Annotated in this window: 15 protein-coding genes and 1 pseudogene; 8 read left to right on the top strand and 8 right to left on the bottom strand. The window is 58.5% G+C overall.

Annotation, left to right across the window (positions count from 1 at the left end; all coding sequences use genetic code 11):
- Entirely contained in the window at positions 1–477 is a 477-nt protein-coding gene (locus ACT7DV_RS14930; protein ID WP_444663717.1) for a VOC family protein, read from the top strand.
- Between the two features lie 6 nt (positions 478–483).
- On the opposite strand, the gene ACT7DV_RS14925 is transcribed toward ACT7DV_RS14930, so the two are convergent.
- The 4 genes and pseudogenes from ACT7DV_RS14925 to ACT7DV_RS14910 form a co-directional block, all read right to left on the bottom strand.
- The gene (locus tag ACT7DV_RS14925) at positions 484–1,092 is read right to left on the bottom strand and encodes a nucleotidyltransferase family protein (RefSeq protein ID WP_444663715.1); all 609 of its coding nucleotides are present in this window, start codon (positions 1,090–1,092) and stop codon (positions 484–486) included.
- 2 nt (positions 1,093–1,094) lie between these two features.
- Positions 1,095–1,702 (bottom strand): annotated as a pseudogene (locus tag ACT7DV_RS14920) (GrpB family protein).
- 14 nt (positions 1,703–1,716) lie between these two features.
- Positions 1,717–5,172 (bottom strand): DNA polymerase III subunit alpha, encoded by a 3,456-nt coding sequence (locus ACT7DV_RS14915; RefSeq protein ID WP_444663713.1) that lies wholly within the window; start codon positions 5,170–5,172, stop codon positions 1,717–1,719.
- A 35-nt stretch (positions 5,173–5,207) separates the two neighbouring features.
- Complete coding sequence (locus ACT7DV_RS14910) at positions 5,208–5,516, bottom strand: hypothetical protein (RefSeq protein WP_444664864.1); 309 nt, start codon at positions 5,514–5,516, stop codon at positions 5,208–5,210.
- A 215-nt stretch (positions 5,517–5,731) separates the two neighbouring features.
- Here ACT7DV_RS14910 and ACT7DV_RS14905 point away from each other — a divergent pair, with 215 nt between their 5' ends.
- The 4 genes from ACT7DV_RS14905 to ACT7DV_RS14890 all read left to right on the top strand — a co-directional run bounded on the left by ACT7DV_RS14905 (position 5,732) and on the right by ACT7DV_RS14890 (position 9,708).
- Entirely contained in the window at positions 5,732–6,529 is a 798-nt protein-coding gene (locus ACT7DV_RS14905) for a hypothetical protein (protein ID WP_444663712.1), read from the top strand.
- Positions 6,530–7,366: 837 nt separating this feature from the next.
- Entirely contained in the window at positions 7,367–8,452 is a 1,086-nt protein-coding gene (locus ACT7DV_RS14900; RefSeq protein WP_444663710.1) for an S-(hydroxymethyl)mycothiol dehydrogenase, read from the top strand.
- Positions 8,452–9,081 carry an MBL fold metallo-hydrolase gene (locus tag ACT7DV_RS14895; protein WP_060701724.1) on the top strand — a complete coding sequence of 210 codons (630 nt, stop codon included), beginning with the start codon at positions 8,452–8,454 and terminating at the stop codon, positions 9,079–9,081. Before ACT7DV_RS14900 ends, ACT7DV_RS14895 begins: the two co-directional genes overlap by 1 nt.
- 114 nt (positions 9,082–9,195) lie before the next feature.
- Complete coding sequence (locus ACT7DV_RS14890; protein ID WP_444663708.1) at positions 9,196–9,708, top strand: hypothetical protein; 513 nt, start codon at positions 9,196–9,198, stop codon at positions 9,706–9,708.
- Here the strand turns inward: ACT7DV_RS14890 and ACT7DV_RS14885 are convergent.
- Positions 9,705–10,433, bottom strand: a complete 729-nt coding sequence (locus ACT7DV_RS14885) for an SOS response-associated peptidase (RefSeq protein WP_444663706.1) — start codon at positions 10,431–10,433, stop codon at positions 9,705–9,707. The genes ACT7DV_RS14890 and ACT7DV_RS14885 overlap by 4 nt on opposite strands.
- 125 nt (positions 10,434–10,558) lie before the next feature.
- Here ACT7DV_RS14885 and ACT7DV_RS14880 point away from each other — a divergent pair, with 125 nt between their 5' ends.
- The gene (locus ACT7DV_RS14880; protein ID WP_444663704.1) at positions 10,559–10,837 is read left to right on the top strand and encodes a mycoredoxin; all 279 of its coding nucleotides are present in this window, start codon (positions 10,559–10,561) and stop codon (positions 10,835–10,837) included.
- Positions 10,838–10,898: 61 nt separating this feature from the next.
- Here ACT7DV_RS14880 and ACT7DV_RS14875 read toward each other — a convergent pair whose 3' ends face one another.
- A complete protein-coding gene (locus ACT7DV_RS14875) occupies positions 10,899–11,630 on the bottom strand; it encodes a lipoate--protein ligase family protein (protein ID WP_444663702.1) in 732 nt (243 codons plus the stop codon).
- 95 nt (positions 11,631–11,725) lie between these two features.
- On the opposite strand from ACT7DV_RS14875, the gene ACT7DV_RS14870 reads away from it, so the two are divergent.
- Positions 11,726–12,331, top strand: coding sequence for a uridine kinase family protein (locus tag ACT7DV_RS14870; protein WP_444663700.1), 606 nt, complete (start codon positions 11,726–11,728; stop codon positions 12,329–12,331).
- A gap of 7 nt (positions 12,332–12,338) precedes the next feature.
- Here ACT7DV_RS14870 and ACT7DV_RS14865 read toward each other — a convergent pair whose 3' ends face one another.
- Both ACT7DV_RS14865 and ACT7DV_RS14860 read right to left on the bottom strand, forming a co-directional pair.
- A complete protein-coding gene (locus ACT7DV_RS14865) occupies positions 12,339–13,157 on the bottom strand; it encodes a thioesterase family protein (RefSeq protein ID WP_444663699.1) in 819 nt (272 codons plus the stop codon).
- 73 nt (positions 13,158–13,230) lie between these two features.
- Complete coding sequence (locus ACT7DV_RS14860) at positions 13,231–13,806, bottom strand: helix-turn-helix domain-containing protein (protein ID WP_060701731.1); 576 nt, start codon at positions 13,804–13,806, stop codon at positions 13,231–13,233.
- Between the two features lie 79 nt (positions 13,807–13,885).
- Here ACT7DV_RS14860 and ACT7DV_RS14855 point away from each other — a divergent pair, with 79 nt between their 5' ends.
- A complete protein-coding gene (locus ACT7DV_RS14855; RefSeq protein ID WP_444663698.1) occupies positions 13,886–14,803 on the top strand; it encodes an NAD(P)/FAD-dependent oxidoreductase in 918 nt (305 codons plus the stop codon).
- Positions 14,804–15,365: the final 562 nt, after the last annotated feature.

The raw sequence follows: 15,365 nt of genomic DNA, 5'->3' as shown, positions 1-15,365 counted from the left end.
ATGGCTTTCATTTTCAACCGCTCCTACCCTAGGAATATGAACAAGCCGGCCCCACCCGTCATCAGCGCCATTACCCTCGGCGTGCGCGATGTCGGCGCTTCCACCAAGTTCTACACCGAGGGCCTGGGGTTTGAGCTGGTGCAGCCAGCCCACCCTGAAATCGCCTTTGTCCGCGCCGGATATGGCTTGATGCTCGCCCTCTGGGACGTGAAGCAGATGCCCAGCGAGTACGGCGATGTCGGGCATGGCCCGTTGGCGCCGCCGATCTCGCTCGGGCATAACGTGCACTCGGATGCGGAAGTGGATCACCACTACCGGCGAGCGCTTGATGCGGGAGCAACCTCGATCACCGAGCCCACCGTGCAGCCTTGGGGCGGCAAGAGTGCCTGCGTGGCCGATCCGGATGGCTTCCGCTGGGATTTTGTGCATAACCCGTCGTTTGTCATTGATGCCGACGGGCATGTTTCCTCGGTTTGAGAATTGTCAGTCTCCAGCGATGTTCGGTGATGGTTTCCGTTCAGGCCAGGGTTCAGCGGTAAGCGACGGCCAATGGGATAACCACCGTTTGGTCTTGGCTTCATACACGTTCCGTGGCGCAAGCACTGGGTTCGGAATGATCTTCCGGGCGAATAGATCTGCAAATCCATATGGCGCATAGGTGCTAATCTGCCCATTCGCATCGCTAGTGACTGCGAAGCAGCAGGTTTTCGCTGCGAAATGATCGATAGCGTCCGTGACGCTGGCGAATGGAATAGCTGGAACCCCGAAGTGTTCTTCGTACCAAATGTGAACACGTGCTTCATTGCGGACTTCGATTTCTGCGTCGATGTCTTTGAAGAGTTCTTTTGCACGGCGAATGACTGCATCTTCCGCCTCATAGGATGTATCTTCGTCGAAGTAGAAGAAGTCGTAGTCGCGAATCCCGTTTTGCGGGTCTTTGCCTTCCAGTACGTTCCACACCGTTTGGAATAGCGCACCTGCAGTCAGCCACCAGTCGGAGAGGCCGAGCTGCGGGGCGAGTTGGAGTATTTGCCGATTGATCGGGTTGGCCTGAACGCAGGTTAGGAAAAGTTTTTCATCGGATGTATCCACGGTCATGCCTTGCGTCGTTGGATTATGAATTTCGCTTTCCCGTCGAGGTAGCCGCGGCGATCTTGGAGCTGGCGAGCCGCTAGTCGCTCTTTGAGTTGTTGGTAGGCCGCCCTGTCTTCGGGGTTAGCTCGCAAGTGGTTTCTGAAGTTGAGGTAGTACGACCATTCGGTCTGCCCATAGGCGATGAGATGGGCATTGATGAGCCTGATGTTTGTTTGGATCTCGAATCCGTACATCGTATCTGGGCGTAGGTTGCCCGCCTCTCCCCTGTAGATGAATCCGTGCTCAAGCAGCCAGCGATGCAGTTCTTCGCTATTTGCCTCGGGGACGGTTCGATGATGATGTCCAGGATGGGTTTTGCCTTTAGTCCTGGTACGGCGGTGGAACCGATGTGTTCGATTGCCTTGACACCTGCTGGCATGTCGCCGTGCAGTATCTGTTGCAGTTGCGTGAAGGCTTGTTCCCATTGGGGCGAATGGTTTGCTAGGCGTACTTCGCCCCTGTGCAGTCCGAGTTCTTTGCCGGTCAGCGCATCGACGAGCTTCGGGTTGAGTTGCAGAGGTTTGTCGGCGCGTATTCTGCTGGCTGCTTCTCTGCGCGCGGTATTCATGGCTTCATCCTAGGTTAGGCTCCGCGCTGGTCCAGCCCTTCGGCTTCCATGCGCTTGGCGAGTTCTCCAAGGCTTTCGCTCTTGCGTGCCCCCTCGGCGAGCTTTGACCGATAGCTGGGTTGCGGCCGGGTGAGCTCGTCGAGGTATCCGGCCGCAGGCAGCGTTTCTGGCTGATGCAGGTCCCAGGCGTTGAGCGCTTGCAGGGAGATGCCGCGTGGCCCGGTGCGCCGGGTGACCCCGTGGATGAGCAGCATGCGGGTGGAGAAAAGCAGCGGTCCGGTGCGTTGCTGCGTGTCGTCGAAGAAGGTGGCGTCGATGCAGCCGGTGCCGTCATCCACGGAAATGAAGACCACGCGCTTGCCTCCGCGCATGGGAGGGGTCTGTGTGGCCACGCGTACCCCGGCGACCAGCACTTCGGTTCCGTTGCGCAAGTGCAACAGCTCGGCGGCTTGTGTCATGGGCAAGTGCGCCAGGCGTTGACGGTAGGAGGAGATCAGGTGCTCGCTGGCGTCCAAGTGCATCAGGTCCAGTTCGGTGCGCACTACTTCGGCTGGATCCAGCTGTACTCCGTTGGCTTTGATGTGTTCGATTTTCCCGAGGTCCAGTGCCAGCTGTCCGGGTCCCGGACGGTATTTGGCCGGGAGGGTGCTATGCGCCATGGATTGGGTATGGGCGATGGTGTCAGCACGGGAGGTTCCTGCAAGCAGGGAATCGAAGACTCCGAGGGCTGCAAGATTCTGGTAGGTGCGGCGCGAGAGTCCTGCGCGGGCTCGGACATCGGCCAGGTGCTCATAGGGCTGGCCGGCAACCAGGCGTTCGACTTCGCGTTCGCTCATCTGGTGGATATCGCGGAAGGCCAGGCGGATTCCATAGCGTCCTGGGCGCAGCGAGCTGGGTGCGCGGGGCACCACTGGGAGCTTTGAAGGAGCAGATTCGAAAACTCGTTCGACTCGATAGTGCCCAGTGGAGCGGTTGATATCCAGCGGGAGGATGGGAACACCCATTCTGCGCGCCTCGGAGACCAACAGCCGCTTGGGATACATCCCCGGGTCATGTTCCCAGATCCCCGCAAGGAAAGCTTCGGGGTGATGGGCTTTGAGCCAGGCCGAATGGTAGGTGGGTACGGCAAAGGCAGCCCCATGGGCCTTGCAGAATCCGAAGGAGCCGAAACCGGCCAGCACCTTCCAGACCTTGTCGATCGTCTCCTGGCTATAACCGCGCTTAGTTGCTTCGGTGCGCACGTAGCGTTCCACTGCTGGTTCCTTCTCGGGATTGCCGAGCAGCCGCCGATAGACATCGGCCATCCCCAGAGTGCAGCCGGTCATCACGTGCAGGATGCGCAGGATCTGCTCGTGGAAAACGGTGACCCCGTGGGTTTCGGCGAGCGCTGGCTTCAGGTCCGGGTGCAGGAACTGCTCGGGGGCGAAGCCGTGGCGGTGTTCCAGGTAGGGCTTGACCATATTCGATTGCATGGGACCCGGGCGGAACAGGGAGATGTCGATGATCAGGTCGTTGAATTCGCGGGGCGCGAGCTTTCCGACCAGTTCGCGCTGCCCCGGGGATTCGATCTGGAAGCAGCCCAGCGTATGGGTGGAGCGGATCAATTCGAAGGTGGGTTCGTCATCCAGCGGCACCCTGGCCAGGTCGATCACTCCGGTGGCGTCGATGTAGCTATCGTCGGCATGTCCGCCGGCGCGGGCCGCTTGCTCTTTGCTTGGGTGCAGGCGGGCAATCTCCTCGAGCGTGTAGGCGATGGCTGATTGCATGCGCACCCCGAGCACGTCGAGCTTGATCAAGCCCATCAGGTCCATATCGTGCTTGTCGAATTGGCTCATCTGCAGCCCGATGCCCGAGGGCTGGACCGGGGTGCGGTCCAGCAGGCTCGCGTCGGAGAGGATCACCCCGCAGGGGTGCATGGAGATATGCCGGGGCAGCCGGTCCAGGCGTTCGGTGGCGTCGATGAGGATATCGAGCTGGGTGTCATCGGTGATGCGCTCGGCCAATGCCGCCAGTTCGGGCTTCTCGGTGAGCGCTTCGCGGAAGGAGGAGGCGGAGAAGCGCCAGAGCTGCTTGGCGATGTCGTCGATCTGCTCTTGTTCGATGCCCAGTGCGGATCCGGCATCGCGCACTGCGCCGCGAGCCCGGTAGGCGTTCTGCATGCTCATCAGGCTGACGCGCTCCTCTCCGTAGGTGGAGAAGATCTTGCGGTAGATCTCGTGGCGGCGCGCGGATTCCACGTCGATGTCGATATCGGGCAAGGTGGTTCGGGTGTCCGAAAGGAAGCGCTCGAACACCAGGTCATGGGCCAGCGGGTTCACCTGGCTGATGCCCAGCAGGTAATTCACCAGCGAGGAGGCCCCCGAGCCGCGGGCCGCAACACGCACCCCCATGTCGGTGATCAGCTTGACGGTTTCGGCGACGGTCAGGAAGTATCCGGCGAAGTCCAGCCGCTCGATCACCCCCAGCTCGAGGTCCAGCTGCTTCTCGATCAGGTTCCGGTTGATGTCAGGCAGCAGGCGCGGGACTGCCGCATAGACTCGATCTGTGAGTTCCTGCTGGGCTGGGCGATAGAGTCCGATGATTTTTGCCTCGGGGATCACCGGTTTCTTCCACCCGAGGTCTGCGACGGGATCCAGTGCCGCCCACGCGGCGAGCTGTTCGGTATTGCGCAGCATCTGATGGGCCCAGATCCGCTCGGTGGCGTTGCCGATTTCGGTGGCAAGCTGCTGCATCTGCTGCGGGGTTTTCAGCCAGCCTTGCCCATTGGGCTGGCAGGAATCCAGGTTTTTCAAGCTGTGCAAGGTACGCGCGGAGTCAATGATATCTGCGGTGACCGCCCCGTCGGGGTCCACGTAGCGCACGGCATTGGTAAGCACGGCCTCGATACCCCGCTCTTGGGCGTAGCGCAGCAAGCGGGCTGCCTCGCCCAGGCTGTAGCGTGAACCGTGGGCGGAGAGGTAGGTGGTGATTTCCACCCGCAGCATCTTCCCCACTCGCTTTTTCCAGTCGGCCATAAGGGCGCGTGCCTGGGCGTATTTTCCCTTGAGGATTGCCCTGGCTACATCGGAATCGCCACCGATCAGGATCATCAGGTTTCCCTCGCGGCCCAGTTCCCCAACCTGCCTGGCGCTCAGTCCCGGAACGCCGTGCGCGGTGCCATGCGCGAGGGTGACCGCTCGGCATAACGCTGCGTAGCCAGCTCCTGCGCAACCGCCGCGAGCTAGCACGATGATTCTTGCCAGGGTTTCGCCGGCAGAGTCGAGCACCGCGAGGTTGGCACCGAGGATGGGCGACAGACCTTCTGCCCTGCAGGCGGCGACGTGCTTGACTGCGCCATACAGCCCGTCACGGTCAGTGAGCGCCAGCATCTGCGCACCGTGGGCTTTGGCTGCTTGGGCCAAGGCGCGCGGGTGCGACACCCCGTAGTGGGCACTATAGGAAGAACTGACGTTCAAATGGGTGAAGCTCATTGCGGTCCTTCGAATATACGTTCCCCGGCTGCAGCCTAGGCACTGCGGGCCAGGGACTCATGCACACGCACCAGTCGCCAGCGTTCGGTTTGCGCGTCAAAACTGACGTCAACACTGTGCATCTGCTGGGGTCCGCGCACCGCAACCAGTTGCAGTCGCCACATCTCATAGTCGGCGATTCCTGCGCCGATTCCTCGAGGAATCCGCAGGTTTTCGTCCCACCACCTGCGGCGCTCGAACCAGCGCTGAGGCTCGGCAGCCAGGCGGTACTCCTGCCCCTGCCAGCTCACGCGCAAAGGCATTCCGTTCGCTGCGCGGGCAACCTCGATTGACTCGGTGAACATCCCCACGTGTGCACTCCTTACCTAGTAGAACCATCCTATTCGAACACGTGTTCGAATGACAGTTACACTAGTCAGGTGCACCGACAGTTTGGTCCTCGGGCGTGCTCGAGGGCAAACCGAGCACATAGGGACACAAAACAGGGGAGATACGCTTTACGCTAATAACGCATGCGAGGCATGGCGAAGAACTAACGTTAGGGACATCAATTAAAGCGATGGAAGACTTCAAACCATGGATGAATAAGAAAAAGACCAAGGTGGTCTACCAAGGAATAAGCGATCATCTAGATTTGACCGGAATTTCGAGCTTCCCTTCCCTTGAACGAATCTCGGTATACGATGCCAAACGCGTGTTGCTTCCGGAGAACCATGATTGGTCTGGTGTCAGCACTCTTGAATTCTCTTGGCAACCACAATGGCAGAAGGTCTTGGAACAGCGGACAGCTAGTTCGATAATGATCTATCGTCCGAACCAGGCAGCTCTCAACTGCTTTGACTACGAATTGCCCATAGACGGTGAAGGCATCAGTTCTTTCAGCGCCGCATTCATCAAATCCGGTGAAATGAAACAATGGTTCTTGCCAAGATTCAGTGCGAGCTGGGTTGAAATTTCTCATGCTCGCAATGTCGATCTCAGTTCAGCGGGCTCGTTTGATTCGATTGGTTTACTGGATCTCCGGTACGTGACGAGATTATCGGGCCTGGCCCACTTCACGCATCAAGGGCGGGTTCGGGCGATCAGGCTGGATAACCCGATGATCATGGATCCCAAGGAATTCTGGAACATCCGGGCTGAATACATAAACTTCGGAACAGACCGCAAGGAAAATGACGTCTGGCTCGAAGAAATCTGGGAACAGCGACCCGCAAACTGGGAAGACAAGTACTTCATCAATTCCAAATTCATGGATAAAAAGCTAGGCCGAACGAACTGGGAAGACACAAGGTTCCTTTCTCTAGCCGCTGATGACAAGGCGATTGCATATCGTTTCAAGGCAGCCATGAACAAATAGCCGGGGCGCAAACCCTTTCGCTCTCATGCTGCTGCGCACCTACGACCGGTCGATTTGATCGACCGAACCGCGCATTGCTCTGGAATCATTCTAAGAAGACTTTGAAATGTCGAGGATAAAAATAATGGCGGTTCTTGCGATCGGTCGCGTCGCAACTGATGCGCGTTCTGATTCGGCAGTGGAAGGTTTTCAGGTAGTGGCACCTTCGAAAATGGCAATGCCGCCGCGATCAAATGACCTGCTGCATTAAAACCCCGCGCAAGTGCTGTCATTGCTCTTCTTGACCATCGCTGGTCAACGGCATCTGGCTGTATTGAGTGCAGGATTCGAGGGCACGACTTTGTCATTTTGCGAGGGATGACAAGACTGCCTGGGGGCAAGGCCCGCCTCGAAACATCCCTGCATTATTCGCCTCCCGGTCGCCCTGAGGCATGACCTTTCCAGCTGCTACTGCTTGGCAACTTGAAGGACTGCCAGCCAACTGGTTTATGGCGCCTTATGGGGCACGCTTGCTGTGCTCCTCACCTACCTCCAGGAACGAGCCACCCCGACATAAATTCTGGCGGATATCGCCTTCGCTCCCCCTGTGGCGCTACATCAATGCGGCGCGTGCATCCTGGCTCTCAATCCAGGCGCCGCTTTCCGTACAAACTCGTGCACAGGATGCAGGAAACTTGCGCACCACGGCAAAAGAAGCGGATGAGGGCTGAGTAATTGCCCGTTCGCATAGGCTCTGCGCGAAACTCCCGGGTCATGATCGACCCAATGCTCGATTCGCATCCAACGCACCGATAGCATCGAGACAGCAACAGTCAATCGTTCCAGGAGTTAAATCCCATGCCTCATAAGGTCAAAGCCGTTATTTCCCGCCTCAAGGACGCGCCGGTAGAGGTCGTCGACATCGTCGTTCCGGACCCAGGTCCCGGAGAAGTAGTCGTTGACGTGCTCACCACCGGTGTCTGCCACACCGACCTGCACTACAAACTCGGCGGAATCGGCGACGAGTACCCCTACCTGCTGGGCCACGAGTCCACCGCAATAGTCAGCCAGATCGGCGAAAACGTCACCAATGTCAAGGTTGGCGACCGCGTCATCCTGAACTGGCGTGCAGTCTGCGGCCAGTGCCGCGCTTGCGCCAAGGGCCAACCGAAGTACTGCTTCAACACCTTCAACGCCACCCAGAAGATGACCCTCGAGGACGGCACCGAGCTTTCCCCAGCTTTGGGCATTGGCTCCTTTGCCGAAAAGACCCTAGTCCATTCCGGCCAGTGCACCATCGTGGATGAGGATGCCGATCCAGCTGCCGTAGGCCTGCTCGGCTGTGGTGTCATGGCTGGCATCGGAGCTGCCATCAACACCGGCGAAGTCAAGCGCGGAGAATCCGTGGCTGTCATCGGCTGCGGCGGCGTGGGCGCTGCAGCGATTGCCGGCGCGCAGCTGGCCGGCGCGACCACTATCATCGCGGTGGACGTCAATGTAGACAAGCTGGAGGGTGCCAAGAAGTTCGGCGCCACCCACACCGTGGATTCCTCCAAGGTTGATGCCGTCGAAGCCATCCAGAAACTGACCGGTGGCTTCGGCGCCGACGTGGTCATCGACGCAGTGGGCCGCCCGGAAACCTACAAGCAGGCGTTCTACGCCCGCGACCTTGCCGGCCGCGTCGTGCTGGTGGGCGTGCCCACCCCGCAGATGAAGCTGGAGCTGCCGCTGCTCGATGTCTTCGGCCGCGGCGGGTCGCTGAAGAGCTCCTGGTACGGCGATTGCCTGCCAAGCCACGACTTCCCAATGCTTGTCGAGCAGTACAAGCTGGGCCGCCTGGACCTGGACTCCTTCGTGACCGAGCGCATCACCATCGACCAGATCGAAGAAGCCTTCGACAAGATGCATGAAGGAACCGTACTGCGTTCGGTGGTGGAACTCTGATGTCCGCACGCATCGAGAACGTCGTCACCTCCGGAACCTTTTCCCTGGATGGCGGTACCTGGGACGTGGACAACAACGTCTGGATCATCGGTGACGATTCGGAAGTGATGGTCATCGACCCGGCCCACGATATCGAGAAGATCCAGGAAGCCGTCGGCGAACGTGAGGTGATGGCAGTTCTGCTCACCCACGGACACGATGACCACATCCGCGCAGCCGGCGAATTCTCGGACATTGTCGATGCACCGCTGTTCCTCAACCCGGAGGATCGCATGCTCTGGGAAGCTGTTTATCCAGAGCGCGACGTGGACGCGGAAATCAGTGATGGGGACACATTCACCATTGCTGGCACGACGCTCACCGCGATGCACACGCCCGGGCATTCGCCGGGCTCCACCTGCTTCTACGCAGAGGACCTGGGAGTGCTGTTCAGTGGCGACACGCTGTTCAACGGCGGCCCTGGGGCTACCGGCCGCAGCTACTCGAGCTTCGAGACGATCATCGAATCGATCCGCGGCAAGCTGCTGGTCCTGCCCGAGCAGACCGTAGTCAACACCGGCCACGGCGATGCCACCACCATCGGCGCCGAGGCGCCGAACCTGGAGGAATGGATTAAGCGCGGGCACTAGCAGCGTGCTGCAGGGCAGGTGCAGTCGGCCATGGCGGTCGGCTGCACCTGCGCTTTAATTTCTTCTGCCAGAGAATCAGTATTTCAGCGGTGCTAGCATGGCAAGATTAATCCCATGCCTGAACTTAAACCTCGCAAACTGGTGATTCCATTGCTCATTGCCGCCGCAGTGCTCTTAATTGCCGGCATCGCCGTGCTCTGGTGGGATAGCCAGCAAGAAATCATTCTCTACACCGGATCCTATGAACCACTGGAAGCTGGCTCTGGGTTCTACATTGGCCCGGGTCCCGCCGAAATCATCGGCTGGGTTCTGGCATTGCTCGGCGTTGGCGCGCTAGGCATTGCAGCCGGATCGCTGCTTCGCCAGCTCGCTCCCTTCAAAGCCTGGTTGCTGGTTGCAGGACTGCTGCTGGCGGCAGCAGGCCTGGCGGCGATGATATGGGACTACAACCAGGTCCGGACCTTTAGCTGGTTTGCCTATGCGCCGTTGAGCAAATCAGAATTCCATCCGGCCAGCGCAACCCTGATCCTGGGCAAGCTGGCGATAGCCGCCGGAACTTTCTTGGCCGCCAGTTACCTGGGATTGCGGCACAGTTCCGCGCTCACCGGATCAGCTGCCAGCGACTAGAACAGCGAGTTGCTGTGCTCTTCGATCAGCTGCGGCGAATCATTGCGCACGTTGCCCACCGCGGTATCAACCTCGTGCATTCTCCATTCGGAGGCGACATCAAAAGCTTGGACACGGATCTGCTCGATCAGCCCTTCGCCATCTTCCTCGGCCGGGTTCATCCAGCGGCTCATCATCTGATGGTCCAGCGGAATCGGCAGGCGATCGTGCAAGCCGGCCAATTCCCCCAGCACCCCGGGTTCCTCCGCCGACGGGGAATCCATGGTCATGATCGAGGTTGAAAGGATCCAGCTGCCATCCTCGTCCTTCCACCACTCATAGAGCCCGGCAAAGAAGATCAGCTTCCCGTCCTCCCGGTGCACGTAGAAGGGGCGCTTCTTGCTGCCTTCCTTCTTCCACTCGTAGTAGCCTTCCACCGGCACCACCGCGCGGCGCTTCTTCACCGCGGCGCGGAAGGTCGGCTTGCTGCTGGCGGTTTCGCTGCGCGCGTTGAAGGCGCGCACGCCCACCGAGAGTTCCTTCGCCCACCCGGGCACCAGGCCCCAGCGGGCCACGTGGATCTGGCGATGCAGCTGATCGTCAATCAGCCGCTCGAGCACAATGGGCACATCGGTGGTCGGGGCGACGTTCCAAGACTGGCGCAGCTCCAAATTGGCATCCGCTTCGGCCTCGGCTTCTGCCACCAGATCGCCGATCGCCTTGGCCATCACATACCGTCCGCACATCATCCGCTCCTTTGCACCGGCACAGGGAAATCTGTTCACCAGTCTAGCTATCGGCATGGAGGAAATCAGCGAAGTTTTTTGCCCCGGCCGGGAACAAAGCGAACAGCGGGGCCGTTACATCTAGCATGAGCAACGAATTGAACCTTGACCAGTACGTTCCTGCCGCTGGCGGGGTCACCATGTTTACTACCAGCTGGTGCGGCTACTGCCGCAACCTCAAGCGCCTCATGGATCAGAAGGGCGTGGCCTACACCGAAGTCAACATTGAGGAAGTCGAGGGCACCGCAGAGATCGTCGAGTCGTTCAACAACGGCAACCAGACAGTTCCAACCTTGATCTTCCCTGATGGCACTGCGGCCACTAATCCCCGGATTGAAGAAGTCGTCGAGCGCGTCGGCGCCTAGGAATTGAAACCATAAATCGGTGCCTGAAAAATCAGGCACCGATTTTTTGCTGCTCCGAACACTAGACCAGGCTGATGTGCTCCCGGTATTCCGCGAGCAGGGCTGCAATGAAGGCTTCAATGTTCACCGTTCCCACCAGATCATTGGCAGCGCCTACCGTTGTGGGATCCATCGGCACATCCATGGCCTGATACACCGCGTCAAGCACCTCGCGCAGGGGCTCGGAATCCTCGATGACAAAAACGGATGAGAACAACCACGCACCAGCCACTACTCGCTGAGCTGTGCCGACAAGTTTCACCGGGTAGCTGCGAGGAGAATCTGCCGTCGGCAGACCATGGACCGAGTGCTCCCCCGGGCAGTACTCCCCAGGGATGGGGCCAACCTGGGCATCAACACCCAGGCGCCTCAACGCCTTGGCATAAATATCGGCAAAAACCTCAAAACGGCGCCGCTGCCCCATCACCGCTTCGTGCTCTGGCTCAAGATGGTCAACGATCAGCGTTCCTTGATGATATGCCGCGGCGCGCCCGCCAGCCTTGCGCACCAACGGGGCAAATCCCCGTTGTGCAGCTTCTTCCCGGGCAGCTTCATAGCCCGCCAGGCGAACATCGCGTTGTCCAAAAGCCAGGGTGGGGTCGGGACGATACAGGCGCAAACTCGGTCCGCGGCCTGCCGACTGGACTTCGCGCAGCAGCTGAACACCACGTTCCAAATCTGCTGCAGGATCACCGCTAGGCTCTTCGAATTCCAGTGTCAACGGCGCATCCGACCGAGGATTGAACAAACTCATACCCCTGAGTCTAATTCAGCAGTTATCTGCCGGTGGAGTTGATGTCACAGTGCTCGCGTGCAGTCCAGCGGCAAATTTGGGCCATAATAAAAGGCGTGCCAAATTCTTCCACCCCTGTCATCCTGATCGGCGGACCTTCCGGATCGGGCAAGTCCTATCTCGCCTCCAAATACGGTAATCCGCATCTGCCGCTGGATGAGTACTACCGGCAGATCAGCGAAGACGGCAACCCCGTTGCGTTCCCCCGTACGGCCTACGGAGAAATCGACTGGGACCATTCAGGCACATGGAACAAGGAAGCTGCTCTGAAGGCCATCGATGAGTTGCTGGAAAACGGAAGCACCATAGTTCCCAACTATTCGATCGCCACCTCCAGCTACAGCGGGCACAGGGAAATCCGCTCCAGCAACGGACCCATCGTCGCCGAAGGAATTTTCCTCTACGAGCTGCTTGAGCCGTTGCGAGAAAAAGGCATCAATGTACAGGCTTACTACGTTGACGAACCGGCATTGGTGACCGGAATTCGACGCTTCGTTCGCGACGTGGCACAACGTCGCAAACCGATCCTTTTCTTGCTCAAGCGAGGCTACGCGCTATTCCAAATGCATGGAGCAGATCGCGAAAAATACCGCGAACGCCAGTTCGTCTTGAAGTCCAAGCCTGAGCTCAAAAAGCTGCTCGCCCGGTTTTCCTCGTCATAGCCTGTCGTTAGCGCGATCGTACGGTCAAGATCTGTTCGGCGCGGCCAAACGGTCCGCTTTCATCGTGCAGCACCGTCGAGGTTAGGCCGATTCCGTCAGCACCGTAACTTTGCTGGACGTCGAGCCCCAGCCAAGATCCGGCAGGCTGCCGATACATATGGATCTGCAAATCGAGATTTGGATAAATCCAGGTTCCCTCATTCGGCTCGACACGAGGCGCCACGCCGTTAGCGGTGTCGATCATTCCCACGAGCCTGGCCATATCCGAAGCATCCAAGGCATCAACCAGCGCGTAGTCGGTACGCAGCCAAGCGATTCCCCTGCCTGGACGCCAGTCGTCATTCGAACGCAATTCAATAGAACGGATGTACCCTCCCGGCCAGCGTTCGCTGATCTTTTGGACTTCGCATTCTTCCGGGCCAGGAATTTTTGCGTCCTCGATCCCGGCAACGGCGCTTGAGTCGCCAGTAATCACGCGCCAGGCGCGAGCGACAATACTGGTCCGCCCTCTGGCAGTCATTTCAGCTTCGACCAACTCGATGGTACGGCCAGGGCGAATCATTCGTGTCGTGATTTCGAATTCTCCGGCATGGATTAAACCGTGGATCTCAAAGCTCAGCCGGGCGATACGCATGTCATCACGTGGCTCAAAGTTTTCCAGCGCATAGGCCAGGATTCCAGAAGCTGGCCCCATATGCTGTTCATGCTCATTCCATGCGCCTTGGGCATGCCATGACGAGCGGTATCGGCCTTCGCCCAGAGATTCAAAATAAAAGTCGCCCTTGGCGAGAATCTTGTCGAGTTCCTCAGCGAGCTGGTGCGTCATTGCTGCCCTCCTGGCCTTACGAAAATCATTTGCGCTGCACTCAGGTTATCCAAGAGCAACTGAAATCAATAGATTACCGATCTTTATCGTGTTCGTGCGCCCGCTGACCGGCACTGTCCATAATGCCCAGAATTTCTGCAACACCATTCTTTGCCCACATCGCATGCGGTGTCATCGTATCGAATTGGGCTGATTGACCGGCTTTCACGTGATAGGTGCGTTCCCCGAGCTGCAGCTGGATCTCTCCGAGCAGCACTGTGAACCATTCTTTCCCAGGGTGAATGCGCAATTCGCTTGGCGCCGGAGCTTTGGACGGGTCGATGCGCATTTTAGAGACGTTCACGCCGTTAACAGCGTCATCGGTGGACAGCTTCCACAAGGTGATCCCAGGCATGGTGATGGGCTCCGGGCGAATAATGATCTCGGCTTCGGAGGTGGCAACGAGCTCGTCCAGGCTTGTCTCTAGCGCCTTGGCCAGCGGTACCAGCTGGTCCAAGGCGATACGCCGGCTGCCGGTTTCAATCCTGCTCAAGGTCGAAACGCTAAGTTGCGCCTTGCTAGCCAGAGCTTCCAGGGACCAGCCGCGATTCTGGCGCAGCGTGCGAATACGATGGCGAATAATCTGATCCACATCTAATTCTTGCGTCATACGCAAAAGACTACACCTCCAGGCGCAAAAGATCGATAGCCTGTGAACCTGATCAATCAAGATACCCGGGAGGAATATCATGGAACATTTCGAAGCAATCATCATCGGCGGCGGCAGCGCAGGACTTGCAGCTTCGGTTGCCCTAGCGCGATCGCGACGAAGCGTGCTTGTGATCGATGAAGGGCACCCGCGTAATGAGCCCGCACAACACGCGCACAACGTCCTCGGGCAAGAGGGCACCAGCCCATTGAAGCTGTTGGAACGAGGCCGCGCGGAAGCCCAAAATTACGGTGCCCGCATCACGACCGGAACGGTGGATTCACTCTCAGGATCGATTGACGAAGGATTCACGGTTCATGCCGGGAATCAGGTGTTTAGCGCCGAACGCATCGTTTTGGCCACCGGGCTCAAGGATGAACTTCCAAGGATTCCTGGCCTTCAGCAAGCTTGGGGAACTTCCGCAATCCACTGCGCTTATTGCCATGGGTGGGAAGTTCGAGATCAGGAAATCCTTGTCATTGGCTGCGGGCCCATGAGCGCGCACCAAGCCATGATGTTCCAGCAATTGAGCTCCAAGATCACCTTCATCAATCATGCCCCTTCTGAGCTGAGCGAGGACGGAGCGGCCCTCTTGGCCGACCTTGGCATTCCAGTGGTCAACCACCAAATCCAGGAGCTGGAATTCGACCAGTCGGGACAGCTGAAGGCCGCCAAGCTGGATAATGGCCAACAACTTCAGGCCCAATCGCTCATCGTAGCCAGCCGAATGAACGCCAATGCCGACCTCTACCTGTCACTGGGTGGCGAACTAAGCGAACATCCGCTCGGCACATTCATCAAAGCCAACGAGACATGCGCCACCGAGGTTCCTGGGGTCTACGCCGTCGGCAACGCAAGCAACCTAGGGGCAATGGTTATGGCGGCTGCGGCCTCTGGCACTTTGGCTGGTGCTGCTGTCAACGCCGACCTGCTCAACTCAAAACTAGTAAAACCGTAGGAAGCGCACTCTTCGGCATGCAACAGCTGTCCCGCCATGCTGGACAACCGCCAGGCGTGGCGGGACAGTGCATTTGGCGCCCCATCCCGCCGCACAGCGTACGCAGACTCGCCAACGTTGTACTCATCACTTCACACATCGAGCAGATCAATGGTAGGGTTGATTTGTTACCTCGACGCTTGCAGGTGTGATTCACCCGCCAGCAAGCGTTAGCAGTAGGATTTGTAGCACAGCCAACAAATCGTCTGTGCAATACAAATCGGTTCACCGATCTTCGGATTGATTGAACTCCTATCGAAACGAATTCTTCATCTTCTCTTCTTCACTGCAGATAAAACATCTCGACGCTTCTCAACGTCGTACCTCTGTGGATTCCTTGTTCTACTCCGCTAGCGTGGGGTCATTACCCGTTAGCAGCCTGGATTCCGATGATGTTTAAGCTAGTGCAGCGACACCCGTTTTGGCCGGTACCGGCAAAATCAGTATTCGATTCTCCGTATCGACGGCAGGCGAATAGTTCTCGACAGCTCTGCTCGAGGTAACCCCCAAATTTTCCGATTCG

Source organism: Glutamicibacter sp. TV12E (assembly GCF_052441935.1).
Classification (GTDB): Bacteria; Actinomycetota; Actinomycetes; order Actinomycetales; family Micrococcaceae; genus Glutamicibacter.
This window is presented reverse-complemented; position numbering and strand designations above follow the sequence as displayed.